Here is a 24,198-nt window from a genome sequence, read left to right on the forward strand (position 1 = left end):
CTATTTCCGGCGGTCGCTCAAGAGCCGCCAATCGACCAAGCCATTTTCCAGGCCTTTTAAGAGGACTTCAGCTGTTCCCATATTGGTCGCAAGCGGAATTTGATAAACATCACATAGACGGATCAAAGCCGTGACGTCCGGTTCATGCGGCTGGGCTGTCAGCGGATCGCGGAAAAAGATGATCATATCCATTTCATTTTGAGCGATCATCGCCCCGATCTGCTGGTCGCCGCCAAGCGGGCCGGATTGAAAGCGATGGACCGCTAAGCCTGTTCCCTCGACCAGACGGGAGCCTGTCGTACCTGTAGCATAGAGCTGATGCTTTGCCAAAATGGGCTTATAAGCTAACGCAAATTGTATCAAATCATCTTTTTTTCGGTCATGTGCCACCAATGCGATATTCATCCAATCGCCTCCATTATTTTAGCCAATGATATGTTCAAGGCCGTAAATTAATTCTTTGCGTTCCATTACTTCGCGAATTGACAAGCTGACACCTGACATGAATGAGCCGCGGTTAAACGAATCGTGGCGCAGCGTCAGCAATTGGCCATCACCGCCAAGCAATACTTGCTGATGCGCCACTAAGCCCGGAAGCCGGACACTATGGATGCGCATGCCTTCATAGTCTGCGCCGCGAGCGCCTTGCAAGGTCTCTTTTTCCTCAGGATGCCCTTGCTGATGGGCAGTGCGCGTTTCGCTCATCATATGTGCCGTTTTCATTGCGGTTCCTGAGGGCGCATCGAGTTTTTGGTCATGATGCATTTCGATGATCTCGACATCCGGCAAATATTTCGCCGCCTGCTCGGCAAATTTCATCATCAGGACCGCGCCTACGGCAAAGTTTGGCGCGATGATGCAGCCAAGCCCTGAAGTTTTCGAAAGCTCCGTTAACTCATGTAATTCTTCTGAAGAAAAACCAGTCGTTCCGACGACCGGACGGATGCCAAGCTGCAATGCTTGCTTCGTATGGGCATAGACATGCTCAGGTGTCGTCAAATCGACAAGGACATCAGGTGAATGGTGTTTGTGAAGTACTTCAAGGTCGGTGAAGACCGGCACTTGAAAGCTGTCAGGAAACAAGCCCGTCTCCGCTAAAGTCGCGCCAATGTCTTTATAATCCAGCGCAGCCACCAGTTCCATATCGGCATTTTTCATCACAGTATGTACAGCTTCTTTGCCCATTTTCCCGCGGGCTCCGGCAATTGCCACTTTTATTGTCATTGTTGTTCTTCCTTTCTGGTCCAGCGGTCTTTATCACGGGTACGGAATTTCTCCATCACGCCATCATGGGCTTGCTGTAGATCGATATCCATGGAGTTGGCCATGCAAATCAAGACAAACAGCACATCGCCCATTTCTTCTTCAATGAGCTTTTCGGCTTCAGTGGCTTTTTTCTTTTTCGGCCCGTATACATGATTGACTTCCCGTGCCAATTCACCGAGTTCTTCTGTCATTCGCGCAAGCATTTCCATCGGCGCAAAATAGCCTTCTTTGAACTGCCCGATGTGGCGGTCCACTTCCTCTTGTAATTGTCTCATACTTTTTTCTGTATTCACTGTCATCACACTCCAATCTAATCGTAAAGAAAACAGGGGGTGTTGTCAAAAACGGCATTATGGCAGATAATACAGAAGTTGTTGTCAAAAAAGGAGGTTGCTATTCCATGAAAGATCTTCAGTTGAAAAATATCTTTTTTATCCTTCTCGGCTCCGCTATTTATAGTTTCGGCTTTGTTCATTTTAATATCCAAAACGAGCTCGGGGAAGGCGGATTTGCAGGACTTACCTTGATCCTCTATTTTCTTTGGAACTGGGATCCTGCGTTAATGAACCTCTTATTGAACATTCCTTTGTTCTTTATCGGTTGGAAGCTGCTCGGACGTAAAGTCTTCCTTTACACAATCATCGGCACGGTCGCTGTTTCCGCCTTTTTGAAAATCTTCCTCATCTACGAAGTTCAAATTCCGTTGCGTGATGATTTATTCCTTGCCGCTTTGTTTGCCGGCGTCTTCGTTGGCGTGGGGCTTGGCATCATTTTCCGTTACGGGGGCACAACCGGCGGAGTGGATATTATCGCCAGGCTGGTACAGAAATACTTCGGCTGGAGCATGGGCAAGACGATGTTCTTATTCGATGCACTGGTCATCATGCTGTCATGGCTGACTTTCCTCGATTACCGGTCCATGATGTATACCTTAGTGGCTGTCTTTGTCGGGGCACGCGTCATTGATTTCGTCCAGGAAGGAGCATATTCAGGCCGTGGCGCTTTGATTATCTCCAATTCGCAAGAAGAAATTGCCAGCCGCATCGCCATCGAAATGGACCGCGGCATTACGATTCTTCGGGGCTATGGCCATTTCACTAAAGAAGAACGCGAAGTGTTGTATTGTGTCGTAGCACGCAATGAACTTGTACGGCTAAAGAATATTGTTAACTCTGTCGACCCTCACGCATTTGTTTCATTGATTGAAGTACACGATGTTATGGGTGAAGGCTTCACGCTAGATGAACAAAAACAACCACTTTAACCATATATAAAAAACGGGCGGGAAAAGCAAATGCTTTTCCCGCCCGTTTACTTTGTTATGAACGATCCATGCTTGTGTAGATCAATACTAGACGAGCAAGTTCAATGACCGCAACTGCAGTCGCTGCTACATAAGTCATCGCTGCTGCGTTCAATACTTTTTTCGCGTGTCGTTCTTCATCGTTGCGGATGACATTATGCGATAACAGCTGATCCATCGCGCGGTTCGAAGCGTTAAACTCGACCGGCAAAGTGACCAATTGGAACAATACGCCGACGGCAAGAAGCGCGATACCGATCAACATGGCTCCACTAATGTTTGCGAAAATACCGATCATGATGAATACCCACGACATATTCGAAGAAATATTAACCATCGGCACAAGGCGGTGACGGAAACGCAGGAACGAATAATCCGTCGCGTCTTGGATGGCGTGTCCTACTTCATGCGCTGCAACCGCAGTACCGGCTACCGATGGTTCGTGGTAGTTATGGCTGCTGAGTGCAACGGTTTTCGTCATCGGGTTGTAATGGTCGCTAAGCATGCCACGGCTTTCAACAACTTTGACATTGCTCAGGCCGTTCTGATCAAGAATGATGCGAGCCACTTCGGCTCCTGTATGGCCGGAAGTCGACCGGACTTTGGAATATTTTTTATATGTGCTTTTCAATTTCATTTGAGCCCAAATCGGCACAATCAACAAGACGATAAAATAAACTATATAGCCGCCCAATCCCATTTTAATGATCAACCTCTCTTTGTGTTTCTATATGTCTATTTTACTTGTTTTTCTGACTTTTGGTCAACTGATACGGCGCGTCTCCAAGTGGCGGTTTTGTGACGCCGTGAACCAAGCGAACGCGATGCAGGCAATCGACAGCCAAAACGTGAAATAGCCAATTGCTGCACTGAACTCACTTAAGCTCGAGTAGATGGGCATTTGCCCGAAGACATAATCGATGACATCGTTATGTAAAGTCCAAATGGCCGTTAGCGCAACCGACACAAACCCAAAGCGGTAATGCTCAAAGTAGAGCACGGCTTGCAGCGCCATAGCGAAATGCGACAACACGAGCATCCAGCCGAGCCAGCCGATAGATCCGGTTTGCAAAAGCGTGAGCAGATTCATAACCACTGCCCATAAGCCATATTTAATCAATGTGACAAAAGCGAGCGCTTCAATCAGCGGGCTGTGCTTGCCGATGAGCCATAGTCCGAGAACAATCGTGAAAAACAAACTCGCGGTCGGGCTATCCGGCACGAAGATGAGAAATATCGGTTCGGTGATGCGCAGTTGCCAGCCGTACCAGATGTATCCATAAATCGTTCCCCCTAAATTGACGAAGAACAACAGCATCAAAAACGGGCGGAACATTAGCCAAGCCGAAATTTTTGCAGTGAATTCCACCATCCAATCTTCCTTTCCTGTGCAGAAAAAAAGAGCCGGTTTCCCGGCTCTTTTTCTGTAAGTTTATTCAGCTTCAAGTCCAGCGATGAACTCTGTCATAACTTGAAGATCTTCGTCCGTACCATCCCAAGAAGGAGGCATAACTTGCGCTCCGTCTTTTTCGATACCGTTCACAGCGATTTCAGCGATCTCTTCTGCTGACAAGCCGGTTCCGATCAAGGTCGGTCCGACTGCCCCTTCCAAGTTATCGCCGTGGCAGCTAATACACGCGGCGCCTGAATAGATTTCATATCCAGGGTCTGCTGTATCAATTTCCACTTCTTCCGTGATTTCCCCTTGGCGAGCCGCTGCTTCCCAGTCATGGTTAGCGACGGATTCCCACGTCAAGAAGACGATCGACGCGATGGCCAAAAGCATAAAGCCAGTCGGCAATGGACGTTTTGACGGACGGCGTTCCGGTCCACGGTCAAGGAACGGTGCAAGCATCAAAGCTCCGAACGCAAGGCCCGGAATGATGATTGCTCCGACGACGTTAAACGGACCCGAAGCAAATTCATATTTCAATAATTGGTATAAGAACAAGAAATACCAGTCTGGCAATGGAATATATGCCGTGTCTGTCGGGTCAGCCTGGCCTTCAAGAGGCGAAGGATGAGCCACAGTTAAGAGCAAATAACCAATTAGGAAGACAGAACCGATCATCCATTCTTTTAGAAGGAAGTTCGGCCAAAAGGCTTCTGTTTTGCCAGGATATTCGGAGTAATCTTTCGGGATATTCGGCTTCCGAAACTCTTTGCTCGGAACGCGTGAATCCCCTACAAATTTCATCCCTTTTCCGCGATGCATAGTGTCCCCTCCTTAAAATCCTTGGTCAAGGATGAATTACAATGGTCCTGAAATACCTTGTCTTCTGATCATGATAAAGTGTGCTGCGAGCAACCCAAGCAAAGCAGCAGGCAAGAAGAAGACGTGGATCGCGAAGAAGCGTGTCAAAGTTTGTGCCCCGAGAATTGTTGAATCCCCAGCAAGCAAAATTTTGATCGTATCGCCGATCACGGGTACAGAAGCTGCAATTTCAATCCCAACTTTTGTTGCAAACAATGCTTTCATATCCCATGGAAGCAAGTAACCTGTGAAAGATAGGCCGAGGATTACGCCAAATAGCATAACACCGACTACCCAGTTGAGCTCACGAGGTTTTTTATAAGACCCTGTGAAGAATACACGCAGCGTATGAAGAAATATCATAACGACTACTAAAGAAGCTCCCCAGTGGTGCATCCCGCGCACGATTTCCCCAAAAGCGACTTCATTCTGGAGATAATAAACCGACTGCCAAGCATTTTCAATATCCGGCACATAATACATTGTAAGGAACATGCCAGATAAGATTTGGATGACTGTGATGAAGAATGTCAGTCCTCCGAAGCAATAGACAAATGCTGAAAAGTGGTGTGCGGGGTTAACGTGTTCCGGTACTTCATGGTCTGCAATATCGCGCCAGATCGGCGTGATGTCCAATCGCTCATCTACCCAATCATATAACTTGTTTAGCACTGGTGTCGTACCCCCTAACTATTAAACTAAAGTGTTTTCTCTTACTGCTCCGATGGCTACAAAACCATCTTGTTCTTTGACTTGATACTCATCGAGTGGTCCAAGCGGTGGTGTACCTGCGATGTTCTGGCCATTTTTTTCATAACGGCCGGCGTGGCAAGGGCAGAAGAACTGTGTCGGGTAATCTGGACTCCCTGCCCAGTTCACTGTACATCCCAAGTGTTTACAAACTGGTGAAAGGGCGATTAGTTTGTCGCCTTCTTTGTAAACCCATGCTGAATTCGTGACTTCAGATGTATACCATGCGTCTACTTGTTCAAATGTAAAGTCGACACGTACAGGCTCTTCTGTGATATCGGCAACAGCTTGGTCGGTCAAAACAAAATCACCGCCGTCATGTTGCTGCAGAATTGGATCGACTGCGAAGCGCACCATCGGCATAAGCATCCCTGCTGCCATGAAACCACCTACACCAGTCAGTGTGTAACCTAAAAATTGGCGTCGTGATACACGATTATTACTCATTCTTTTCCCCCCTCTAACATTCAAGGTCAGTCCAAAGGACATACTCATTCAAATATAATTACTAGGACAACCTAATGATATATCAATCAAAACTTAAGGTCAATATTGCATTCCGTCTATTGCAACAGTTTGTGAACATTTCATGAATGATGTGTCCATTCCTTTGTAAACAGTGGCAACACTTGGCGCAACTGGTCTTCCATGACCGATTTTTTGAAAGATTGGTCCATATCCCCTGTCGGAATGGCCGGCAGCCACAGGACATTTTCCAATTCCTCAATCGAGCGCCATTTCGGATCGGTCGTCAAGTAGAAAACGTGCTTGAATGCCGTTTCCGACAGCTCTTCTTTTAATTGCTGGCCAAGCTGTGACCGGTCTGCGGCACGAGCATAAGAAATAGGCGGAAGCAATAGGATCCGCCCTTTGAATTGCTTTTCCAATATAACAGTTAAGGATTGTAAATATTCAGATGCCCCTGCGCTCGCTTTCATGCCAGCATCGGTTAGGTCCAATTCGATCAGCGGAACGACCGCTGTGTCGACATACTCTTTTTGTCCTGCATATAAATCGATGTCTTTGCTATTAAAATGCATGTATTCAGTCACTCTCCATTTTTTTCGCCGATTTCACAACAGACAGCAAGGCAGATAATTCGAAAAATCGTTCTTTATCTCCCGCGTCCAGTGCTTCATCGATTTTTTTGAGGATCGTTTCTTCTTGGTAAGATGATAGACTTTCATTCAAAACTTGTTCTGCCAACAGGCGGTCCTGTTCACTGACCAAAGCTCCTTTTGGCATATGCGGATTTTCCTCGAGCACCGCCAGATAAAGCGACGCCGGCGGAATACTTGGGAAGTTCAACTGGATATACAAAGGCTCATCCGGATGAAGCCTGAGGTCGTGAAACGACTTTTCTGCGTCGGCTGTCATCAACTTGCCTTTATAAAATTGGAACGGGATTTGCTTGGATTCAGTCGTCGACATGACCATGGCACGGGGACAATAATGCGCCTCTTCCACAAAATGCGTTTTCTCCAGCAATTCGTCATTGCTTAATAAATAATTGAGAATCCAAATGCATTCACGCCTTTTCATCTTATAGGATCCGAGGAACCAGCGGACAAATTGTTTTTTCTCCCCTACAGAAACAGATGCAGTCATATCGTCTCCCCCTTTCATTCAAACGATTGCAGCCAATCGAACCATTGTGGATTTTCCGGCTCCAATACTTGAAGCTGTTTGATTATTTCGAGAGCGCGGTCACGTTTCCCTTCCTCTACTAAAAATAAGGCAAAGGATTCGAGGAACTCGGGATCGTCGGAAAATGCCGGATAAGCTTTCTCATAATACTCGAAAGCTTTGCCAAACTGTTCTGTCCGGTCATACGCCTTTGCGATCATCGGATACAATGCATGCCAATCGTTGCCGCTCTCGACTGCCATAGAAGCAAGCTCAAGCAACTCGTCATCCCGCTCTTCAGCATCGAAATAAGAGATCAGTGCATACAATGCCTCCATGTATTCGGGGTCGAGCGCAATGGCCTGGCGCAGCATCTCTACGCCTTCTTCTCCTTTGCCAAGTTTCAGAGCAAGTTTTCCTGCGAACAGATACAATTCTTTGTCAAATTCATCACGTGCGAGCCCTTCTTTGATGGCGTCATAAGCTCGCTTGTAATCTTCCATCATGTTGTAGCATTGTGCTTTCAATAGATAGGCCGAAAAATAATCGGGATCCGCTTCCAATAACTGATCCAGCCGGTTGACCGATAATTCGTATTGTTTCGCCTGAAAAGCGGCAAATGCGGCGCCGAATAAGACATCCGGCTGTGCTTCGTCTTTCAGTGCACGTTCGTAATAAGGCAGTGCTTCTTCATAAGCTGCCCCGGCGCTATATACTTCCGCCAAACGCTCACTCAAGTTGACGCCTTCGATGACGACTTTGCGGCTTTCCAGTTCTTGATAAATGCGAGCCGATTCCAAATAGCGCCCAGAGTCGAGCAATAGTTCCGCTTTCGCCTGTTGAAGGAGCGGTTCGTCTGGCATAAGCTCGATCGCTTCGTCTAAGCGCAGTTCCGCTGCCTCGAGAAGTCCCTGGAGCTGGAACAAATCCGCTAATGTGACAAGCGCCTGAGGATACAGTTCATCGTCTTTCGGTATCGCCATCAATTCATTGAGTGCTTCATCTTCACGATCAGCATCAATCAGCAATTTCGAACGGTCGACACGCAATTGCGCCTCTTCCGGGAACATGTATTGAAGATGCTCCACTACACGGAGCGCTTCTTCGATAAATCCGATTTCTTGCAGCCATTCCATGACCGCATATTGTTCATCCGGATCACCCTTCAGTAAATATTGTTCGAGCAATGTATCGAGTGCAGCCGTGTCTCCAGCCTGCACCGCTTCTTGGATATTTTGTAAAGTTGCCATTTGCATCACCTATTCCTTGCTGTTATATAGTTATCGTACACGAAACCATCATCCTAGCATAATAAAAACTCCCCCGCAGGAGAGTTATTGTGTCAGCTTATCCAGATGTTCAAAAAAGTTCGGGTAGGAGATCGAAATACACCCCGGCTCATCAATCGACACAGGACCGTCCGCGATTAATGCTGCGACTGCCGCCATCATGCCAAGGCGATGGTCGCCGTAGCTAGTGAGTGCGGCGCCAGACAATGGCGTCGGTCCTTGGATGACCATTCCATCTTCTGTCGCTTCGATATCGGCGCCGAGTTTTTTTAGTTCGGTGACAACCGCCTGTATGCGATCTGTTTCTTTAACGCGCAATTCTTCCGCATCGCGAATAACGGTTTTGCCGTTCGCCTGTGTAGCCACAAGCGCAATCAATGGAATCTCATCAATCAATCTTGGGATTAAGTCCCCACCGATTTCCGTTCCTAAAAGCGCTGTGCTCCGGACTGTTAGATCAGCTGCTTGTTCACCTTCGGATTTATGTCCGCTTGCCTGGATGTCGGCCCCCATAGCTTCAAACACATCGAGTAATCCTGTGCGCGTCGGGTTAATCCCGACATTTTCCAATGTCACTTCACTGCCTTCTGCAATCAGTGCGGCACCAATCAAAAAGGCAGCGGAAGAAATATCACCAGGTACTTGCACATGCGCAGCATGCAGTTCTTGTCCACCACTTAAAGAAATAACTTCTCCATCCCGGGAGATATCTGCCCCGAAATGCTTCAGCATAATTTCAGTATGATCCCGTGACGGTACCGGTTCGTGTACAGTAGTGGTCCCTTCTGCCGACAATCCTGCCAGCAGCACAGCCGACTTGACTTGCGCGCTTGCGACAGGCATTGTGTAGTCGATTGCCTGAAGCTGCGTGCCTTGTACGGCGAGCGGTGTGAAATGGCCATTTGCGCGCCCACGGATGTCTGCGCCCATTAAACGCAATGGTTCAACGATGCGCTTCATCGGGCGGCGTGCGATGGACTCATCACCCGCCATGACTGAATGGAAACCAGTTCCTGCGAGCAAGCCGAGCATCAGGCGCGTCGTCGTGCCTGAATTTCCGGTATCCAATACTACTTCTGGCTCTTTCCAGGCTTTTCTGCCTCCACCCTCCACCGTGACGTATTCGCCGTCTATTTGGATATTGATTCCGAGTGAACGAAAACAGCTGATTGTGCTTAAGCAGTCATCACCCATTAAGAAGCCTTCGATGGTCGTTGTCCCCTGTGCCAATGCACCAAACATGATGGCACGATGTGAAATGGACTTATCCCCAGGCACTTGTACATGGCCCGTTAAAGCCGGTTTCGCGTAACTGATCGTTTTGGTCATGAATTTCATTCCTTTCAGGAGATATACGTATCGTAAGCAGTACGATCTGAAAAAACGCTTTGCGCGTTTTCCCGGTCTTGTGCTGTCTGGAAACTCAGGACAAGAATCCCGAAAACATCCTCTCGCGTCTCCAAAATTCTCAAATTAACAAGACTGATACCAGCTTCTGCTAAATAACCGGTCATTTCTGAGATGATCCCCGGCACATCTGGGATATCGATATACAGATCAAAAACGGAATACATGGCGCCATGTCCCGCAACCGGCAGTTCATCACGTGTTTCTTTCGCTTTGGCGAAAAAATGGTGAATTGGCTCGGGTTCATTTTTCCGCAGAATCTCACGCAAATGCGTCATCTGATCCATCCAATGGTCCAATTGCTCGACAATCATTTCATTGTTTTGCGTCGTGATATCACGCCACATGTCCGGATTGGCAGAAGCGATGCGAGTCGTATCGCGGAAACCACCCGCTGCAAGTTGGCGTGCAAATGGAAATTGCTCTTCCCGGTCCAGTTGGTGGACCAAAGCCGCTGCAATTAAGTGAGGGAAATGGCTGACGATTGCCGTCATGTGATCATGTTCCTTCGCTTCGAGCACCTTGATCTTCGCCTTAGTGACGGATAATAGCCCAATCAACCGATTCACATCGTTCTCACTTGCATTCTCACCCGGCGTTAAAATATAAAAGGCGTTCTCGAACAACACATCTTTGGCTGCTTCAACGCCGCTTTTATGGGACCCAGCCATGGGGTGTCCGCCGATAAAGTTGCGATTCAGTTTTTTTGCAGCTTCCATAATCTGCACTTTAGTACTGCCGGTATCCGTTAAAATAACCGTTTCCTTTAAATCCCAAAACTTACTGCGCTCCATTAATTTAATAGTCGCTCCGACCGGCGTGGCAAAAACGATGACATCAGCCGCCGCTGCCGCCTGCTCTAGAGAAGGTGGCGAGCTTTGGATGATGCCCATTTTAAACGCTTTTCTGGCAGTCAACGCATCCGTATCGTATCCCGATACGTGAACATCTTCGTTGCGCTGCAATGCCTTTGCCAAAGAACCGCCGATTAATCCGAGGCCGATAATGAGGACTTCTGTTTTCACGCTCGGCTCACCTGACTTTTCTGTGATAGATCGGGGCGTAGTTTTACAGCATCGTTCATGTAGATATGCTGAATTTTATCCTGTCCAATTTTCGTGTTGACGTGCATCATGACGCGGATGCATAGCGGCATGCTACCCGGCACATCCATTTCGTGCGTACACATGACTGGCACATACGTCCAGCCGTCAATAGTCCGCACGGCTTTTGCAGGAAAAGCTGCAGAAATGTCTGTCGTCGTCGATACAATGACCGAAGCCACTTCATCCGGCTTAATGCCGTTCTCTTTGGCCATTTCCAAGACCAGGCGGCGTGTTTGCTCCAAAATTTCAGGCGCCTCATCTTTTGTGATGGTGATCGCACCTCTGACTCCTCGAATCATCAGATCATCTCCTTGATCGTTTTTCTTAACGTATCGTAAGCCGCTTGCGCTCGTTGTTCTGGAATTGTTTCAATATAGGGCTGGCCCACAGCACCCAGTAAAACAAAATTCAATGATGCAGCTGTCGATTTCTTGTCTTTTTTCATATAAGGCAAAAGTTCTTCAAACGGCATGTCCTTCAAACGCTCTAACGGATATTGGTTCACCTTCGCCCAATTTAGGAAACGTGGTAATTCAGGGCTGCTGGATAATTCCAGCGCATAGGCCATCCCTAGCACGACCGCTTCTCCGTGCGTCATTCTCCCATAACCTAGATGCGCTTCAATAGCATGAGCCAACGTATGGCCAAAGTTGAGGAATTTACGGACGCCTCCTTCAAATTCATCTTCTTCCACAATCGCAGCTTTAACCGCGATGCCTTTTTCGAGATGTCCTTCGAGTTCTTCGCCGGAAACCGCCTCGAGACTGTCATACGCCAATAATTGATCCAACCAGCCTTCATTTGAAATAAAGGCATGCTTGACCACTTCAGCCATTCCGGAACGGATCTCGTTTTCAGGCAATGTCTCGAGAAAGTCGCCATCATAAACGACTGCTCGCGGCTGATAGAAAGTGCCGACCATATTCTTGCCGAGCGGGTGGTTAATAGCGGTTTTGCCGCCAACTGCACTGTCATGGGCTAAGATCGTAGTCGGCACTTGGATAAACGGCACGCCGCGCATGAAAGTCGATGCGACAAAACCTGAAAGATCCCCAACTGCGCCTCCTCCGAAAGCAAGAATGACCGTGTTGCGCGAGCAATTTTCCGACAACAGGAAGCTGTGGCAATCCATAAAACTTTCAACGGATTTCGCCTGTTCGCCTGCCGGTACTCGAAGAACTTTCGGCTCCAGCCCCTTTAGCGCATCAAGCAGCTTATCTAAGTGCAGCTCTGCTACTTGGCTATCGGCAATCACGACGACGCGATCAACCGCTCCAAGCAAATCGCCATAGCGCTCTGTCAATAGCTTGACCGCTCCCTGGCCGATATGCACTGTATATGGATGTTCAGTCTCGACGCGTAACTCCCTCATGGATTAAAACTCCTTTGTATAGGCTTTATAGCTTTCGATGTTTTCTTTCAGACGCGGCAATTGATCTGCATCAAATTGCTCTAATAAGGCATTCGCCGCTTCAAAGGCGACGACATGCTCTGCCACGATTGAGGCAGCTGGAACTGCACAGCTGTCTGAACGCTCAATGCTTGCCTGGAAAGGTTCTTTTGTTTCGATATCGACACTTTTCAGCGGCTTGTAGAGAGTTGGGATCGGTTTCATCACACCGCGGACAATAATCGGCATGCCAGTCGTCATGCCACCTTCAAAGCCTCCGAGGTTATTTGTGCTGCGGCTATATCCCTGTTGCTCATCCCAGACGATTTCATCGTGGACTTCACTGCCAGGGCGTCGCGCCATTTCAAATCCAAGGCCGAATTCGACGCCTTTGAATGCGTTTATGCTCATCACTGAAGCCGCGATTTTTGCATCCAGTTTGCGGTCGTAATGTACATAGCTGCCAATACCCGCTGGCATGCCTTCTATGATGACTTCTACCGTTCCGCCGATCGAGTCGCCGTTTTTCTTCGTGGCGTCGATCAAATCGGTCATTTCTTTCGTTTTTGTGGCATCTGCACAATAAACAGCGTCTTGCTCAACGATGTTACGAATTTCATCTGCGGATTTTCCGATATAGCTTTGCGGATCAACTTTGATGCCGCCAATTTCTGTGACATGTGAAACCATTTTCACGCCGAGTTCAGCGAGCAATTGCTTCGCTACAGCACCGACCGCTACACGGACGGTGGTTTCACGAGCAGAAGAGCGTTCCAATACGTTCCGCAAGTCGCGGTGGCCATATTTCATGCCGCCGTTTAAATCTGCATGTCCTGGACGCGGACGTGTCAATTGGCGCTTCACTTCATCGGTTTCCTCGATTGGTTCGATTCCCATAACATTTGTCCAATGCTTCCAGTCGTCGTTTTTGACTACCAATGCGACCGGAGACCCTAAAGTCTTGCCGTGACGAACGCCTGAAACAATCTCCACCGTATCGGTTTCGATTTGCATGCGGCGGCCGCGGCCATGTCCTCCTTGGCGTCGTTTCAATTCTTTATTAATCATTTCCGCCGTCAAAGGCAATTGCGCTGGCAACCCTTCAATAATGGCGGTCAATTGTGGACCGTGAGATTCTCCTGCTGTTAAGTAACGCATGTACGCTTTCTCCCTTCAACGTGCTAAAGTATTTAACTAACACTATACCATACGGCATTTGTTCAATTCTATCCCAAATATGAAGAAAACTAAACATTCGAATAGCAAGAAACCTAGGTTTGCTAAAGCAACCGCTTTCATTTCTTCGTTCGCTTGCTAGTCCTGCCGCCTTATTGAAAGCTTCTTATAAAATAAAAAAACACGGCCGATTGCACGGCCGCATTTTCAAAGGGTAGATTAGTTAACCCAGTTATTCATTGTTTTTTCGTATGATACCAATTCTTCTTCTTTGAAGAACAAGCCGATTTCACGCTCAGCGCTTTCAGCTGAATCAGAACCGTGGATCATGTTTTTGCCGACAGTAACTGCGAAGTCACCGCGGATTGTTCCTGGAGCTGCGTCTTTCGGGTTAGTAGCTCCCATCATTTGACGCGCAGTCAAGATGACGTTTTCGCCTTCCCATACCATTGCGAAAACTGGTCCGGAAGTGATGAAGTCTACAAGTTCGCCGAAGAATGGGCGCTCTTTGTGCTCACCGTAATGCTGTTCAGCAAGCTCAGTCGGGATTTGCATCAATTTAGCGCCTGCCAAATGATAGCCTTTTTTCTCGAAACGGGAAACGATTTCACCGATGACGTTGCGTTGGACACCATCAGGTTTTACCATCAAAAATGTTTTTTCCATTATAGAACACTCCTCTGTTAAAAAGCTCGGGCACTTTGCCCACCTTAAAAAATACTATCATTGTCCGATCATTTGTCAACTGGAAACTAAAACTTTCGCTTGCCGATGAAAAACGCAATTTTACGCATCGTTTTCGTCGCGGAACCTTTTGGCAAATAATCCAGCTCTTTCAGTGCCTTCTCCAAATAACGTTCACTCATCCGCTTCGCTTCATCAACCGCACTGCTCGTGCGGATCGTGCGGACAATTTCCAGACGTTTTTCATCGGAAATGTCCAGATTCAAATTATCACGGAGCATTTGATAAATTTCAGGATTTTGGCGTGCGTATAAAATCGGCAAGGTGATATTGCCTTGGATAAAATCGCTGCCGGCCGGTTTACCCAATTCTTGGTCGCTGGCGGTGAAGTCCAAGATATCATCGATAATCTGGAACGACATGCCGATGAAATAACCGAAGCGACGCAAATGCGCAGCCGTTTTCTCATCGGTGCCGGACACCAAAGCCCCTAATTCACAGCTCGAGGAAATCAATAACGCCGTTTTGCGCTTAATGCGCCGCAAATAATCCCGCAAGCTTTGATCGAGTCTGTACTTATGTTCGATTTGAATGATTTCTCCTCGGCACACTTCGATCAAGGTCTTCGAGAGAATGTCATGGATTCTTGGCGATTCAATTTCCGTGATTCGCTCCAACGCCCTAGCTAGAATGAAATCGCCGGTATACATCGCCACGCTATTGTTCCATTCCGATTTAACGGTCGGGCGTCCTCTACGAATTTCCGAATCATCAATGACATCATCGTGGACCAAAGATGCCATATGTATAAGCTCCAACGGCACCGCAACACGCTTCAGCAATTCGATATCGTACTCCCCGAATTTTCCGGCAAGCAAAACAAAAACAGGGCGGATTCTTTTTCCTCCGGCCTGCAATAAATGAAGAGAAGCATCATTTAATAGAAGGGATTCGGAATCCACTGCCTGTTCCAATTCTTTTTCGATCAATTCCAGTTCCGGTTTTAGGTCGGAATAGAGCAATTTCAACTTCATCTTTTCCACTTAATAACCTTCTCCCGCTTGTTTACTTTTTCAATCCCATATGGAGAGCAGCAGCCCCTCCTGAATACGGTTTATATTTTACTTTGTCGAAACCGACTTTGCTGAACAATTTCGCCAAGTCTTTCATGCCCGGGAACGTCTTAGCTGATTCCTGGAGCCATGAATACTCTTTATAGCTTTTAGCGAAAAGCTTGCCGAAGACTGGCATAACGAACCGGAAATACATTCGGAAAAACGGTTTGAATACAACACTTTCAGGCTGCGAAGTTTCTAGGCAGGCAATCATTCCACCAGGCTTCAAAACTCGATGCATTTCAGATAACACTTGCTCATAATCTGGCACATTGCGCAATCCAAAGCCGATTGTCGCAAAGTCGAAGGAATTGTCTGGGTATGGCAAAGACATTGCATTTCCTTGTACCAATTCGATTTGTGGCATATGGCCTGTTTTCTGGTGCCCAACATTCAACATATTTTGGCTAAAGTCCAGTCCGACCACGCGCCCTGTTGGCCCTGCGGCTTCTCCGAGTGCAATCGTCCAATCTGCTGTACCACAACAAACATCGATGCAAGACGCGCCTTTTGCTACTTGCATTTTATGCATCGTGTCGTTGCGCCATTTATTATGTTGTTGAAAACTGATGACCGAATTCATTTGATCATAGTTTTCGGATATTTTCTCAAATACTTCGTGAACTCGTTGTTCTTTTGTTTTCGGCATCATCGTCATCCTTCTCGCGTCAGCGGTTCAGCACTAAGCCGATGCGGAATAATTTGGTGGAGCAAAACATTTTTAAGTTCAAAATCCAATTCGCAATCATTGATCGACACCACAATGTCATTGCCCAAGCTTTCCAGGCGATCGGTGAGCCAACTTTCGATGAATGCTGACTGGATCAAAGTCTCGCTAAATAAGCGCAATATATGGCTGAACTCGCCGTTTTTCAGTGCTTCCAACTCTTCTGTATAGCGTATATAGAGCAGGGATTGCTCCATTAGCTGCTTGTAATGGGTGAATCCGTTTTCCTCGTAGAACGCATTCAGCAATGCTGTCTCGATTACTGTCGCCGTTTCTTCCACTTGCTCCGGCTGCTGAAGTGCAGATTCGTGGAAAGAGGCTTTCTTCTCGCTTACTTGAATGATGGCTGTCGCGAGCTTTTGAACCATTTCAATATTTTTGCTTTCAGCCAGCAATTGATAATAAATGCCGCTGTAAAAGTCTCCGGCGAGTACGGTCAATTGCTGTTCTTTGCTGATGGGCATTTCTTCTCTCACACGATCATGCGAGTGCAGCGCAGCATAGACGATCGCGACAGTGCGTGCGCTTGACTCCATTTTATCCGACCATTGCTCTCCGTTAAAAAACGGCAGCAGCAAGAAAAACAGGCGAGCCTCTTTAACAAAAGGCCCTTCCGTCAACTGGTCTAGCGTTCGTTGGCGGACTGCTTTTAGTACGTCGATTTCCATGGAGATGATTTTGGATTGTATTTGTTGTCCGTTCATACTGCCTGCTCCATTCGTAGGTTAGCCATAGCTCATATTATAGCATAACGCCCTTATGGCCTTCACCATTAACGCTTACTTTTTCGCGTCGCTTTCAATGATGCCGTGTGCGGAATGGATTTCCGCCTTGCCACGAATTTTCATCGCCGATGTATGTTCAGTGAATTGGGCGATCATCACTTCGCCGCGGTCGAGCTTTTCGGTATGATGGAATTTTGTATCATTGCCGCGCGTCAGCCCGATAACATTGACGCCGTCTTCTTGTGCGCGGATTACCACATATTCAGTTTGTGCCATAGTCTACACCTGCTTTTCCATTGTATTTAGTCCATATTGATATACGTAATAACTTCAGAGCGTTTAATATCGTCGGTCTCTAGGACGCCTCGTGCAACGGCCGTTACGGTCTTCGAACCAGGCTTTTTGATGCCACGCATGGTCATACACATATGCTCGGCTTCGACCATGACGTACACACCATGTGGATTCAAGGTCTCCATCATCGAGTCCGCAATCGTCGAAGTGATGCGTTCTTGCAATTGTGGACGTTTTGCGACTGTTTCAACCGCTCTCGCCAATTTACTTAGCCCGGTCACTACCCCATCACGTGGGATATAGGCGATATGCGCTTTTCCGAAGAAAGGCACTAAATGATGTTCACACATCGAATAAAATGGGATGTCCTTTACTAACACAAGTTCTTCATGGTTTTCATGGAATACGGTGCGGAAGTATTCCTTCGGATCTTCTTTCAACCCAGCAAAAACTTCCGCATACATTTTCGCGACGCGCTTCGGGGTATCTTGCAGCCCTTCACGGCCCACATCTTCTCCGACTGCCTCCAAAATCATCCCGACAGCTTGCTCTATTTTTTCCAGATCTACGTTATGGCTTTTCATATCAATCACATTGTTTCCTCCTGTAGCGAAAATCACTCTATTTGGGGCAGCGGTTAAAGTCGGCCAATGGCCATTGCCATTTCACGCGCCATAATAGCCGTACCGAGAGACAGCACCGCTTTTCTCACCTGAATTGTAGCATTTACGGGGGGTATTGGCAAAAACGGGGCCAAAAAGAAAGAATGGCTTCTGCAAGATCAGATCTCGCAAAAGCCATTCTATGTACAGTAGCCGAAGCTTATTTCACTGCGTCTTTAAGTGCTTTACCTGGCTTAAAGGCAGGAACCTTGCTTGCGGCAATCTCGATTTCAGCACCTGTTTGTGGGTTACGTCCTTTACGGGCCGCACGCTCACGAACTTCAAAGTTACCGAATCCGATCAATTGTACTTTGTCACCTTTAGTTAGAGCATCTTGAATCGCTTCAAATGCAGCGTCAACCGCTTTCGCAGCATCTTTACGAGAAAGTTCAGCCGCTTCTGCAACAGAGTTCACTAATTCTGTTTTGTTCATGCTATTCACCTCCTCTCAAAGGGGATGCTTGCCATCAATCCTGTAAAAAGAGTATCACAACGAAAATCGCATAGCAACAACAAATAGGCCGCATTTCAAAGAAAACCACCAAATACTCCCAACATTTTCAAAAACATGTGGATTTCGGGCAAATCCGTGCTGTATCAGGGTTTTTCATCCGCCAAAAAAATGGGCTCGCCATTTTCATCGACAGTATAAGGAAGCGAGTAGGCAGGCACAATCGGGCTGTTTTCGTAAAGGATAAATCGGATATCCTGCCCTGGTTCGAGCTCACCTTCGTAACTTTGGATCGCCTCATACAAATCGATGGAATAATCGATGTAGACATCACCTTGTCCAGTGATGACCATTGGCAGCATTTTTCCGCTATATGGGCTTTGAACCATTGGCTCTTCCGAGAAGCCCATTGCTTCGTAATTAAATTTGTATACATTGTCGGCAATGATCTCGGCGATTGGGGCTCTCCCCCCGTTCGCGCTTTTTCTGACATTGACCGAACGGATGCCCTCTGCAACCCGTAAGTCAACGAGTTTGACAGTTGGACTTTCCTCTACATCCATTAACACGTACTGATAGATTCCACCGACTTCAAACGCATTGCTCGGAAGCTCTGCGGTAAATTCCGGAACGACTTTCGAGAAATCGACTGGATATTTGATATATTGATCGACGTCCATATCCCGCGTTTTGATCGGCAATAAGCCACCTTTTGCTTCCTGGTAACGTTCAACCGCTTGCTGTGCTGTTTCTAGCTGATCTTCATAGGGAATCTGATTTTCTGCCCGCTCGCTGCTAGGATACCCACAAGCCGTCAGCAAACTTGCTGTCAGCAGGGTCATCAGCAGCGCTGTTGTTTTTTTCATTATGCCCATCCCCTCAGGCGCCACCGGTTGGTCCGCTGAATATAGTGAAAACCATAATAAAGAAGCCCAGGATCAGCAGAACATACGCGATCAGCGCAAATAGAAATTTCAGGATGCCGTTTTGCAATTTGTATCGGCTTAAATAGATCAATCCCATCGAAATGATCAAAAAAGCGATGCCTGCAAACGATACCCACATTTTATCCAAAGAACTCATGAATAAGCCGCCTTTCGTCGAGTTTCAGTCCATAGTATAGCATAAAAAAAGAAGGGACAGCAGCAAGCAGCCCCTCCGTTTGTGACAATTAAAGCAAGTCGATTAAATCTTCCATTTCGTTTTTCTTCATGCGGCCCATCAGCTCTTCGACCGCATTTTCCGGTTTGACGCCCTCAAACAATACTGCATACAAAGCTTCTGTGATTGGCATCGGTACTTTGTATTCAGCTGCCAATTGATGAGCAGCTTTTGTAGTCCGAATTCCTTCTACGACCATGCCCATTTCCTCTAATACTTGATCAACGTTTTTTCCTTTGCCAAGCATATTGCCTGCCCGCCAATTGCGCGAGTGGACGCTTGTGCATGTAACGATCAAGTCACCTACTCCTGATAGGCCGGAAAAAGTCAGTGGCGTTGCTCCCATTTTCACGCCAAGGCGGGCAATTTCCGCTAAGCCCCGCGTCATGATCGCCGCTTTCGCATTATCGCCATAGCCAAGGCCATCAGTGATTCCCACGGCTAAGGCAATGATATTCTTCAACGCACCGCCAATTTCCACCCCGATAACATCGGTATTTGTGTAGACCCTGAAGTAAGAGTTCATGAATAGATCCTGTACACGGTTCGCTGCTTGCGTATTTTCACATGCTGCAGTGACAGTCGTCGGATGCTCTTGCACAACTTCTTCTGCATGGCTAGGGCCTGACAAAATAACTACTTCCTCAATCAAGTCGGCCGGAATTTCTTCACGGATCATCTCACTGATCCGTTTAAGCGAATCCGGTTCAATGCCTTTTGAGACGTGGACGAACAATCCTTTTTTCGTCATTCTCTTATGGATATCCTGTGAAACTTCCCGGATGGCTTTTGTCGGCACCGCCAGAATGAACACATCAGCATGCGCTACGGCCTCATCCAGGTCTGCTGTCGCTTTTAAGGAAGCCGGAAGTTCGACACCTTTTAAATAACGCTCATTTGTATGGTTATTAATCTCATCCGCTTGGTCCTGGCGGTGGCTCCACAATAGCAGATCATGGCCATTTTGCGCCAATACATAACTAAGCGCGGTCCCCCAGCTTCCTGCCCCAAATATAGTGACTTTTTCCATTTTTACCTCTCCTTTATCCTGCTTTAAGAAAACCAAACTCCCACCTCTTCAAGTGGGAGTCATGCTGTTCAGTAAAGTCCGATTGGATCAATTGGTATCAACTTGAAAGCAGACGTAATCACTAAGTAAAATTACGTACGCGCTCGCGTGATCAAGCGCAGCGGTGTGCCTTCAAAATCAAAGCTTTCCCGGATGCGGTTTTGCAAGAAACGCTCATAGCTGAAATGCATCATTTCCGGCTCGTTAACGAACACGACGAACGTCGGCGGCTTGACGGCCACTTGTGTCACGTAATACAGACGTAGGCGACGCCCTTTATCCGATGGTGCCGGATTCATCGCTACCGCGTCTTCGATTACCTCGTTGAGTATGCTCGACTGGATGCGACGCGAGTGGTTATCATTAACGCGGTTGATAATTTCAAGAATGTTGTGCACACGCTGCCCACTGATAGCAGATACGAAAATGATTGGGGCATAATCCAAGAACAAGAAATGTTCACGGATTTGCTGTGTGAATTTATTCATGGTTTTGTCGTCTTTTTTCAAGGCGTCCCATTTATTAACGACGATAACAACTGCTTTCCCAGCCTCATGGGCATATCCTGCAATTTTTTTGTCTTGTTCCTGTATGCCTTCTTCTGCATTCAGGACGACCAAGACAACGTCAGAACGTTCAATCGCACGCAAGGCGCGAAGCACGCTGTATTTTTCGGTACTTTCATAAACTTTCCCTTTTTTGCGCATGCCCGCCGTATCAATGATGACATAAGGCTGTTCATCATATTCATACTGCGTATCGACTGCATCGCGCGTCGTACCGGCCACTTCACTGACAATGACACGATCTTCGCCGAGAAATGAGTTGACTAGTGAAGATTTTCCGACGTTCGGACGCCCGATCAGTGAAAACTTGATGACATTGTCCGGATATTCCTCTTCGTCTTCTTTCGGGAAGTGATTAGCCACTTCGTCCAAAAGGTCTCCCAAGCCAAGCCCGTGAGATCCTGAAACCGGATAGGGTTCGCCGATTCCAAGAGAATAGAAATCGTAGATCATGTGGCGCATATCAGGGTTATCAATCTTGTTGACAGCCAACACCACTGGTTTTTTCGTGCGATACAGGATTCTCGCTACTTGCTCATCCTGTTCTGTCACTCCGTCTCGCCCATTGACGAGAAAGATGATAACGTCCGCTTCGTCCATTGCCACTTCTGCTTGGCTGCGGATTTGTTCTAGGAAAGGCTCGTCGCTAAGGTCGATGCCTCCTGTATCAATGATATTAAATTCATGCGTCAGCCAATCTGCCGAACTGTAGATGCGGTCACGTGTAACTCCTGGAATATCTTCCACAATGGAGACGCGCTCCCCGACCACGCGATTAAAAATCGTGGATTTCCCTACATTCGGCCGGCCAACAATTGCTACTACCGGTTTTGACATAATTAATTCATCCTTCCACTTCTGATAAGCCTATTATACACGAAAAAGAGGATGGCATCTGAATAATGTCCATCCCCTTAAATTGTCCAATATTCAGTTTTTCAAAGGAACTGCAAAATGCTTCGTCTCAAGCCCCCGTTGCTGCAAATGGGCCAGCAATTCGCCATTGATGACAGCAGGGGTCGAGCGAATCTCTTCAATTGTACGGGCACCAAGTGCAGTCATGAGCATACGCAAATCTTCGTGAAGCCCATGGATTTCTTCAATCAAACCGATTTCCCCGAGGCTCACCGCATGCTTCAAAAAACTGCCTGCAATGCCCACAGCATCTGCGCCGAGACGAAATGCCCTGATGACATCACCGGCGTTTTGAAGCCCGCCAGACGCCAATACAGTGCGGCTGAAGCCTTCTCGGCATTCAACGATTGCTGCAGCCGTCGGGATGCCCCAGTCTTCGAAATAGGCCAATTTGCGTTTTCTGCGTTCATTTTCGATGCTGGCGAAATTCGTACCGCCAAATCCGCTCGCATCGATCGCCGCCACTTGGGTCTTGTCGAGCGCATCGGCGGTTTCCTGTGAAATGCCGAAGCCGGTTTCTTTGATGATGACCGGCACATCTAAAGCCTCTGCAATCATCTCAATTCGCTCAAGCGCTCCCTGAAACTGGCGGTCGCCTTCTGGCATTGTCAGTTCCTGGACGACATTTAAGTGAATCTGCAGGGCATCTGCTCCGATCATCTCGACCGCTTCTATCGCTTGTTTTACGGTAGCTTCACTGCCAAGATTGCCGAATATGATTCCCTGTGGGTTTTCTTTTCGAACTATGCTATAGCTTTCGCGTTCATCTTTGTCCTTCAGGGCCGCCATTTGTGAACCGACAGCCATGGCAATTCCCGTTTCTTTCGCCGCCCGCGCGAGCATGGCATTCAGCTGCAACGTCTCGGAACCGCCTCCACCGGTCATGGCATTAATAAAAACAGGTGATTTTAGTTGCAAATCACCTGTTTTCGGTTCCAATGATACGTCGGCAACGCCGATTCCCGGCAGCGCCTGATGGACAAAACGGACGCAGTCGAGCCAAGTAGCCCGACCTTGCCCAGTAGACAACGCATAATTGATATGGTCCATCTTTCGTTTAGCCCGTGACATTTATTCGGATTTGAACCCTTTTAATTTATCTCCGATAACATCACTAATCGAGAATCCAGATGCTTCTTCAGGCATATCGTATTGTGAGAAATCCTGTTCCGCTTCTTTTTCTTGAAGCTCTTTAATGCTGAGGGACAAGCGCTTGTCTTCTTTATTGACTTCAAGCACTTTCACTTCAACTTCCTGGCCTTCCTGGAGCACTTCGTGCGGCGTAGCAATATGCTTGTGTGCAATTTGTGAAATATGCACAAGGCCTTCTACACCAGGCAACACTTCAACAAACGCGCCGTAGCTGACGAGTCTTTTTACTGTACCTTGATGAACAGAGCCTTTTGGAGCCTTTTCATCGATGGCATCCCAAGGGCCAGGCAATGTATCTTTGATCGATAATGAAATGCGTTCTGAGTCACGATCCACTGAAAGAACTTTAACTTTCACTTCCTGACCTTCTGTGACAACATCCGATACTTTATCGACATGCTCATGTGATAATTGAGAGATGTGCACAAGGCCGTCCACTCCGCCAATATCGACGAATGCGCCAAACGAAGCGATACGCTGCACTTTCCCATCAAGTACATCTCCTGCGTTAATCGAATCCATCACTTGCTCTTTTTGAGACTCTTTTTCGCCTTCAACCACTGCACGGTGGGAAAGAATCAAACGGTTATTCTCTTTTTCCATTTCGACAATTTTAAAGGTCATAACACGGCCTTTATAATCCTCAAATGATTCGACGAAATAATCTTCCACAAGTGAAGCCGGCACGAATCCGCGCACGCCCAAATCAATGACTAGGCCGCCTTTCACGACGTCCTTCACTTCTGCTTCGATGATTTCACCGGATTCGAATTTTTTCTCAAGATCGTCCCAAGCGGATTCAGCATCAACTTTGCGCTTAGACAAGACAAAGTTTTCATCTTCCACTTTCGTGATGATCAATTCAAGTTCATCACCTTCTTGGACCGAGTCGGATGCTTTTTCGATATGGAGGCTCGATAATTCGCTGATCGGAATGATCCCATCGAATGGCGCTCCATCAATTGTCACCGTCACTGCTTTTTCCTCGATCTTGGCGACTATTCCTTTTACGCGATCTCCTGTTTGGAAGTCACGGTTTTCCATCAAATTCATATCCTCTGACATAAGTAGCCCTCCTTCACAAACTATCCATCTTCTATTTTATTCGAA

At 47.3% G+C, this 24,198-nt stretch carries 30 protein-coding genes; 1 reads left to right on the top strand and 29 read right to left on the bottom strand.

What is annotated here, in order from left to right; translation table 11 throughout:
* The 3 genes from mgsA to AY633_RS01075 are packed head-to-tail and all read right to left on the bottom strand — an operon-like array spanning position 1 to position 1,541.
* Complete coding sequence (gene mgsA, locus AY633_RS01065; protein ID WP_068462627.1) at positions 1-405, bottom strand: methylglyoxal synthase; 405 nt, start codon at positions 403-405, stop codon at positions 1-3.
* Between the two features lie 18 nt (positions 406-423).
* Positions 424-1,224 (bottom strand): 4-hydroxy-tetrahydrodipicolinate reductase, encoded by an 801-nt coding sequence (gene dapB, locus AY633_RS01070; RefSeq protein WP_068485771.1) that lies wholly within the window; start codon positions 1,222-1,224, stop codon positions 424-426.
* On the bottom strand, positions 1,221-1,541 hold the full coding sequence (locus AY633_RS01075) for a nucleotide pyrophosphohydrolase (RefSeq protein WP_249929530.1): 321 nt from the start codon (positions 1,539-1,541) through the stop codon (positions 1,221-1,223). The genes dapB and AY633_RS01075 overlap by 4 nt, the downstream gene beginning before the upstream one ends.
* 125 nt (positions 1,542-1,666) lie before the next feature.
* On the opposite strand from AY633_RS01075, the gene AY633_RS01080 reads away from it, so the two are divergent.
* Positions 1,667-2,530, top strand: a complete 864-nt coding sequence (locus AY633_RS01080; protein WP_068485775.1) for a YitT family protein — start codon at positions 1,667-1,669, stop codon at positions 2,528-2,530.
* 55 nt (positions 2,531-2,585) lie between these two features.
* On the opposite strand, the gene AY633_RS01085 is transcribed toward AY633_RS01080, so the two are convergent.
* The 26 genes from AY633_RS01085 to rpsA form a co-directional block, all read right to left on the bottom strand.
* The gene (locus AY633_RS01085) at positions 2,586-3,269 is read right to left on the bottom strand and encodes a zinc metallopeptidase (RefSeq protein WP_068485777.1); all 684 of its coding nucleotides are present in this window, start codon (positions 3,267-3,269) and stop codon (positions 2,586-2,588) included.
* A 63-nt stretch (positions 3,270-3,332) separates the two neighbouring features.
* Complete coding sequence (locus AY633_RS01090; RefSeq protein WP_068485779.1) at positions 3,333-3,941, bottom strand: lipoprotein heptaprenylglyceryl N-acetyltransferase LhaT; 609 nt, start codon at positions 3,939-3,941, stop codon at positions 3,333-3,335.
* A gap of 60 nt (positions 3,942-4,001) precedes the next feature.
* Positions 4,002-4,784 carry a menaquinol-cytochrome c reductase cytochrome b/c subunit gene (locus AY633_RS01095; protein ID WP_068462636.1) on the bottom strand — a complete coding sequence of 261 codons (783 nt, stop codon included), beginning with the start codon at positions 4,782-4,784 and terminating at the stop codon, positions 4,002-4,004.
* A gap of 36 nt (positions 4,785-4,820) precedes the next feature.
* Positions 4,821-5,495, bottom strand: coding sequence for a menaquinol-cytochrome c reductase cytochrome b subunit (qcrB, locus tag AY633_RS01100; RefSeq protein WP_068485781.1), 675 nt, complete (start codon positions 5,493-5,495; stop codon positions 4,821-4,823).
* A gap of 21 nt (positions 5,496-5,516) precedes the next feature.
* Positions 5,517-6,020, bottom strand: coding sequence for a QcrA and Rieske domain-containing protein (locus AY633_RS01105; RefSeq protein ID WP_068485783.1), 504 nt, complete (start codon positions 6,018-6,020; stop codon positions 5,517-5,519).
* A 140-nt stretch (positions 6,021-6,160) separates the two neighbouring features.
* Positions 6,161-6,625: a YpiF family protein gene (locus tag AY633_RS01110; protein ID WP_260804408.1), complete on the bottom strand. Its 465-nt coding sequence runs from the start codon at positions 6,623-6,625 to the stop codon at positions 6,161-6,163.
* Complete coding sequence (locus AY633_RS01115) at positions 6,618-7,181, bottom strand: ReoY family proteolytic degradation factor (protein ID WP_068485788.1); 564 nt, start codon at positions 7,179-7,181, stop codon at positions 6,618-6,620. Before AY633_RS01115 ends, AY633_RS01110 begins: the two co-directional genes overlap by 8 nt.
* 14 nt (positions 7,182-7,195) lie before the next feature.
* Complete coding sequence (locus AY633_RS01120) at positions 7,196-8,449, bottom strand: tetratricopeptide repeat protein (protein WP_068487838.1); 1,254 nt, start codon at positions 8,447-8,449, stop codon at positions 7,196-7,198.
* Positions 8,450-8,533: 84 nt separating this feature from the next.
* Complete coding sequence (aroA, locus tag AY633_RS01125) at positions 8,534-9,817, bottom strand: 3-phosphoshikimate 1-carboxyvinyltransferase (RefSeq protein ID WP_068485790.1); 1,284 nt, start codon at positions 9,815-9,817, stop codon at positions 8,534-8,536.
* Between the two features lie 14 nt (positions 9,818-9,831).
* Entirely contained in the window at positions 9,832-10,920 is a 1,089-nt protein-coding gene (locus tag AY633_RS01130; protein ID WP_068485792.1) for a prephenate dehydrogenase, read from the bottom strand.
* Positions 10,917-11,300 carry a chorismate mutase gene (gene aroH, locus AY633_RS01135; RefSeq protein ID WP_068462648.1) on the bottom strand — a complete coding sequence of 128 codons (384 nt, stop codon included), beginning with the start codon at positions 11,298-11,300 and terminating at the stop codon, positions 10,917-10,919. Before aroH ends, AY633_RS01130 begins: the two co-directional genes overlap by 4 nt.
* Complete coding sequence (gene aroB, locus AY633_RS01140) at positions 11,300-12,373, bottom strand: 3-dehydroquinate synthase (protein WP_068485794.1); 1,074 nt, start codon at positions 12,371-12,373, stop codon at positions 11,300-11,302. The genes aroH and aroB overlap by 1 nt, the downstream gene beginning before the upstream one ends.
* A gap of 3 nt (positions 12,374-12,376) precedes the next feature.
* Positions 12,377-13,549: a chorismate synthase gene (gene aroC / locus AY633_RS01145; RefSeq protein ID WP_068485795.1), complete on the bottom strand. Its 1,173-nt coding sequence runs from the start codon at positions 13,547-13,549 to the stop codon at positions 12,377-12,379.
* Between the two features lie 237 nt (positions 13,550-13,786).
* The gene (ndk, locus tag AY633_RS01150) at positions 13,787-14,233 is read right to left on the bottom strand and encodes a nucleoside-diphosphate kinase (RefSeq protein WP_068485797.1); all 447 of its coding nucleotides are present in this window, start codon (positions 14,231-14,233) and stop codon (positions 13,787-13,789) included.
* Positions 14,234-14,319: 86 nt separating this feature from the next.
* On the bottom strand, positions 14,320-15,294 hold the full coding sequence (hepT, locus tag AY633_RS01155; protein ID WP_082799154.1) for a heptaprenyl diphosphate synthase component II: 975 nt from the start codon (positions 15,292-15,294) through the stop codon (positions 14,320-14,322).
* Positions 15,295-15,316: 22 nt separating this feature from the next.
* Complete coding sequence (locus AY633_RS01160) at positions 15,317-16,015, bottom strand: demethylmenaquinone methyltransferase (protein ID WP_068487840.1); 699 nt, start codon at positions 16,013-16,015, stop codon at positions 15,317-15,319.
* Positions 16,016-16,020: 5 nt separating this feature from the next.
* Complete coding sequence (locus tag AY633_RS01165; protein WP_068485800.1) at positions 16,021-16,797, bottom strand: heptaprenyl diphosphate synthase component 1; 777 nt, start codon at positions 16,795-16,797, stop codon at positions 16,021-16,023.
* A 75-nt stretch (positions 16,798-16,872) separates the two neighbouring features.
* Positions 16,873-17,094 (bottom strand): trp RNA-binding attenuation protein MtrB, encoded by a 222-nt coding sequence (mtrB, locus tag AY633_RS01170; protein WP_058380559.1) that lies wholly within the window; start codon positions 17,092-17,094, stop codon positions 16,873-16,875.
* A 26-nt stretch (positions 17,095-17,120) separates the two neighbouring features.
* Positions 17,121-17,696: a GTP cyclohydrolase I FolE gene (folE, locus tag AY633_RS01175; RefSeq protein ID WP_068465715.1), complete on the bottom strand. Its 576-nt coding sequence runs from the start codon at positions 17,694-17,696 to the stop codon at positions 17,121-17,123.
* Positions 17,697-17,934: 238 nt separating this feature from the next.
* A complete protein-coding gene (locus tag AY633_RS01180; protein ID WP_052651392.1) occupies positions 17,935-18,207 on the bottom strand; it encodes an HU family DNA-binding protein in 273 nt (90 codons plus the stop codon).
* 164 nt (positions 18,208-18,371) lie between these two features.
* Positions 18,372-19,091 carry a hypothetical protein gene (locus AY633_RS01185; RefSeq protein WP_068485802.1) on the bottom strand — a complete coding sequence of 240 codons (720 nt, stop codon included), beginning with the start codon at positions 19,089-19,091 and terminating at the stop codon, positions 18,372-18,374.
* 13 nt (positions 19,092-19,104) lie between these two features.
* Entirely contained in the window at positions 19,105-19,308 is a 204-nt protein-coding gene (locus AY633_RS01190) for a DUF2768 domain-containing protein (RefSeq protein ID WP_068462663.1), read from the bottom strand.
* An 88-nt stretch (positions 19,309-19,396) separates the two neighbouring features.
* The gene (locus AY633_RS01195) at positions 19,397-20,416 is read right to left on the bottom strand and encodes an NAD(P)H-dependent glycerol-3-phosphate dehydrogenase (RefSeq protein ID WP_068485805.1); all 1,020 of its coding nucleotides are present in this window, start codon (positions 20,414-20,416) and stop codon (positions 19,397-19,399) included.
* 131 nt (positions 20,417-20,547) lie between these two features.
* Positions 20,548-21,858 (bottom strand): ribosome biogenesis GTPase Der, encoded by a 1,311-nt coding sequence (gene der, locus AY633_RS01200; RefSeq protein ID WP_068462667.1) that lies wholly within the window; start codon positions 21,856-21,858, stop codon positions 20,548-20,550.
* A gap of 93 nt (positions 21,859-21,951) precedes the next feature.
* Complete coding sequence (gene fni, locus AY633_RS01205) at positions 21,952-22,986, bottom strand: type 2 isopentenyl-diphosphate Delta-isomerase (protein ID WP_290438390.1); 1,035 nt, start codon at positions 22,984-22,986, stop codon at positions 21,952-21,954.
* A gap of 21 nt (positions 22,987-23,007) precedes the next feature.
* A complete protein-coding gene (rpsA, locus tag AY633_RS01210) occupies positions 23,008-24,153 on the bottom strand; it encodes a 30S ribosomal protein S1 (RefSeq protein ID WP_068462672.1) in 1,146 nt (381 codons plus the stop codon).
* Positions 24,154-24,198: the final 45 nt, after the last annotated feature.

The organism is Planococcus maritimus (assembly GCF_001592825.1).
GTDB lineage: Bacteria > Bacillota > Bacilli > Bacillales_A > Planococcaceae > Planococcus > Planococcus maritimus_C.

Excerpts from the sequence above, each read along its gene's own strand:
- mgsA (WP_068462627.1), bottom strand. The coding sequence starts at position 405 with ATGAATATCGCATTGGTGGCACATGACCGAAAAAAAGATGATTTGATA.
- dapB (WP_068485771.1), bottom strand. The coding sequence starts at position 1,224 with ATGACAATAAAAGTGGCAATTGCCGGAGCCCGCGGGAAAATGGGCAAA.
- AY633_RS01075 (WP_249929530.1), bottom strand. The coding sequence starts at position 1,541 with ATGAGACAATTACAAGAGGAAGTGGACCGCCACATCGGGCAGTTCAAA.
- AY633_RS01080 (WP_068485775.1), top strand. The coding sequence starts at position 1,667 with ATGAAAGATCTTCAGTTGAAAAATATCTTTTTTATCCTTCTCGGCTCC.
- AY633_RS01085 (WP_068485777.1), bottom strand. The coding sequence starts at position 3,269 with ATGGGATTGGGCGGCTATATAGTTTATTTTATCGTCTTGTTGATTGTG.
- AY633_RS01090 (WP_068485779.1), bottom strand. The coding sequence starts at position 3,941 with ATGGTGGAATTCACTGCAAAAATTTCGGCTTGGCTAATGTTCCGCCCG.
- AY633_RS01095 (WP_068462636.1), bottom strand. The coding sequence starts at position 4,784 with ATGCATCGCGGAAAAGGGATGAAATTTGTAGGGGATTCACGCGTTCCG.
- AY633_RS01105 (WP_068485783.1), bottom strand. The coding sequence starts at position 6,020 with ATGAGTAATAATCGTGTATCACGACGCCAATTTTTAGGTTACACACTG.
- AY633_RS01115 (WP_068485788.1), bottom strand. The coding sequence starts at position 7,181 with ATGACTGCATCTGTTTCTGTAGGGGAGAAAAAACAATTTGTCCGCTGG.
- AY633_RS01120 (WP_068487838.1), bottom strand. The coding sequence starts at position 8,449 with ATGGCAACTTTACAAAATATCCAAGAAGCGGTGCAGGCTGGAGACACG.
- aroA (WP_068485790.1), bottom strand. The coding sequence starts at position 9,817 with ATGACCAAAACGATCAGTTACGCGAAACCGGCTTTAACGGGCCATGTA.
- aroH (WP_068462648.1), bottom strand. The coding sequence starts at position 11,300 with ATGATTCGAGGAGTCAGAGGTGCGATCACCATCACAAAAGATGAGGCG.
- aroB (WP_068485794.1), bottom strand. The coding sequence starts at position 12,373 with ATGAGGGAGTTACGCGTCGAGACTGAACATCCATATACAGTGCATATC.
- aroC (WP_068485795.1), bottom strand. The coding sequence starts at position 13,549 with ATGCGTTACTTAACAGCAGGAGAATCTCACGGTCCACAATTGACCGCC.
- ndk (WP_068485797.1), bottom strand. The coding sequence starts at position 14,233 with ATGGAAAAAACATTTTTGATGGTAAAACCTGATGGTGTCCAACGCAAC.
- AY633_RS01160 (WP_068487840.1), bottom strand. The coding sequence starts at position 16,015 with ATGCCGAAAACAAAAGAACAACGAGTTCACGAAGTATTTGAGAAAATA.
- AY633_RS01165 (WP_068485800.1), bottom strand. The coding sequence starts at position 16,797 with ATGAACGGACAACAAATACAATCCAAAATCATCTCCATGGAAATCGAC.
- mtrB (WP_058380559.1), bottom strand. The coding sequence starts at position 17,094 with ATGGCACAAACTGAATATGTGGTAATCCGCGCACAAGAAGACGGCGTC.
- folE (WP_068465715.1), bottom strand. The coding sequence starts at position 17,696 with ATGAAAAGCCATAACGTAGATCTGGAAAAAATAGAGCAAGCTGTCGGG.
- AY633_RS01180 (WP_052651392.1), bottom strand. The coding sequence starts at position 18,207 with ATGAACAAAACAGAATTAGTGAACTCTGTTGCAGAAGCGGCTGAACTT.
- AY633_RS01185 (WP_068485802.1), bottom strand. The coding sequence starts at position 19,091 with ATGAAAAAAACAACAGCGCTGCTGATGACCCTGCTGACAGCAAGTTTG.
- AY633_RS01190 (WP_068462663.1), bottom strand. The coding sequence starts at position 19,308 with ATGAGTTCTTTGGATAAAATGTGGGTATCGTTTGCAGGCATCGCTTTT.
- AY633_RS01195 (WP_068485805.1), bottom strand. The coding sequence starts at position 20,416 with ATGGAAAAAGTCACTATATTTGGGGCAGGAAGCTGGGGGACCGCGCTT.
- der (WP_068462667.1), bottom strand. The coding sequence starts at position 21,858 with ATGTCAAAACCGGTAGTAGCAATTGTTGGCCGGCCGAATGTAGGGAAA.
- fni (WP_290438390.1), bottom strand. The coding sequence starts at position 22,986 with ATGGACCATATCAATTATGCGTTGTCTACTGGGCAAGGTCGGGCTACT.
- rpsA (WP_068462672.1), bottom strand. The coding sequence starts at position 24,153 with ATGTCAGAGGATATGAATTTGATGGAAAACCGTGACTTCCAAACAGGA.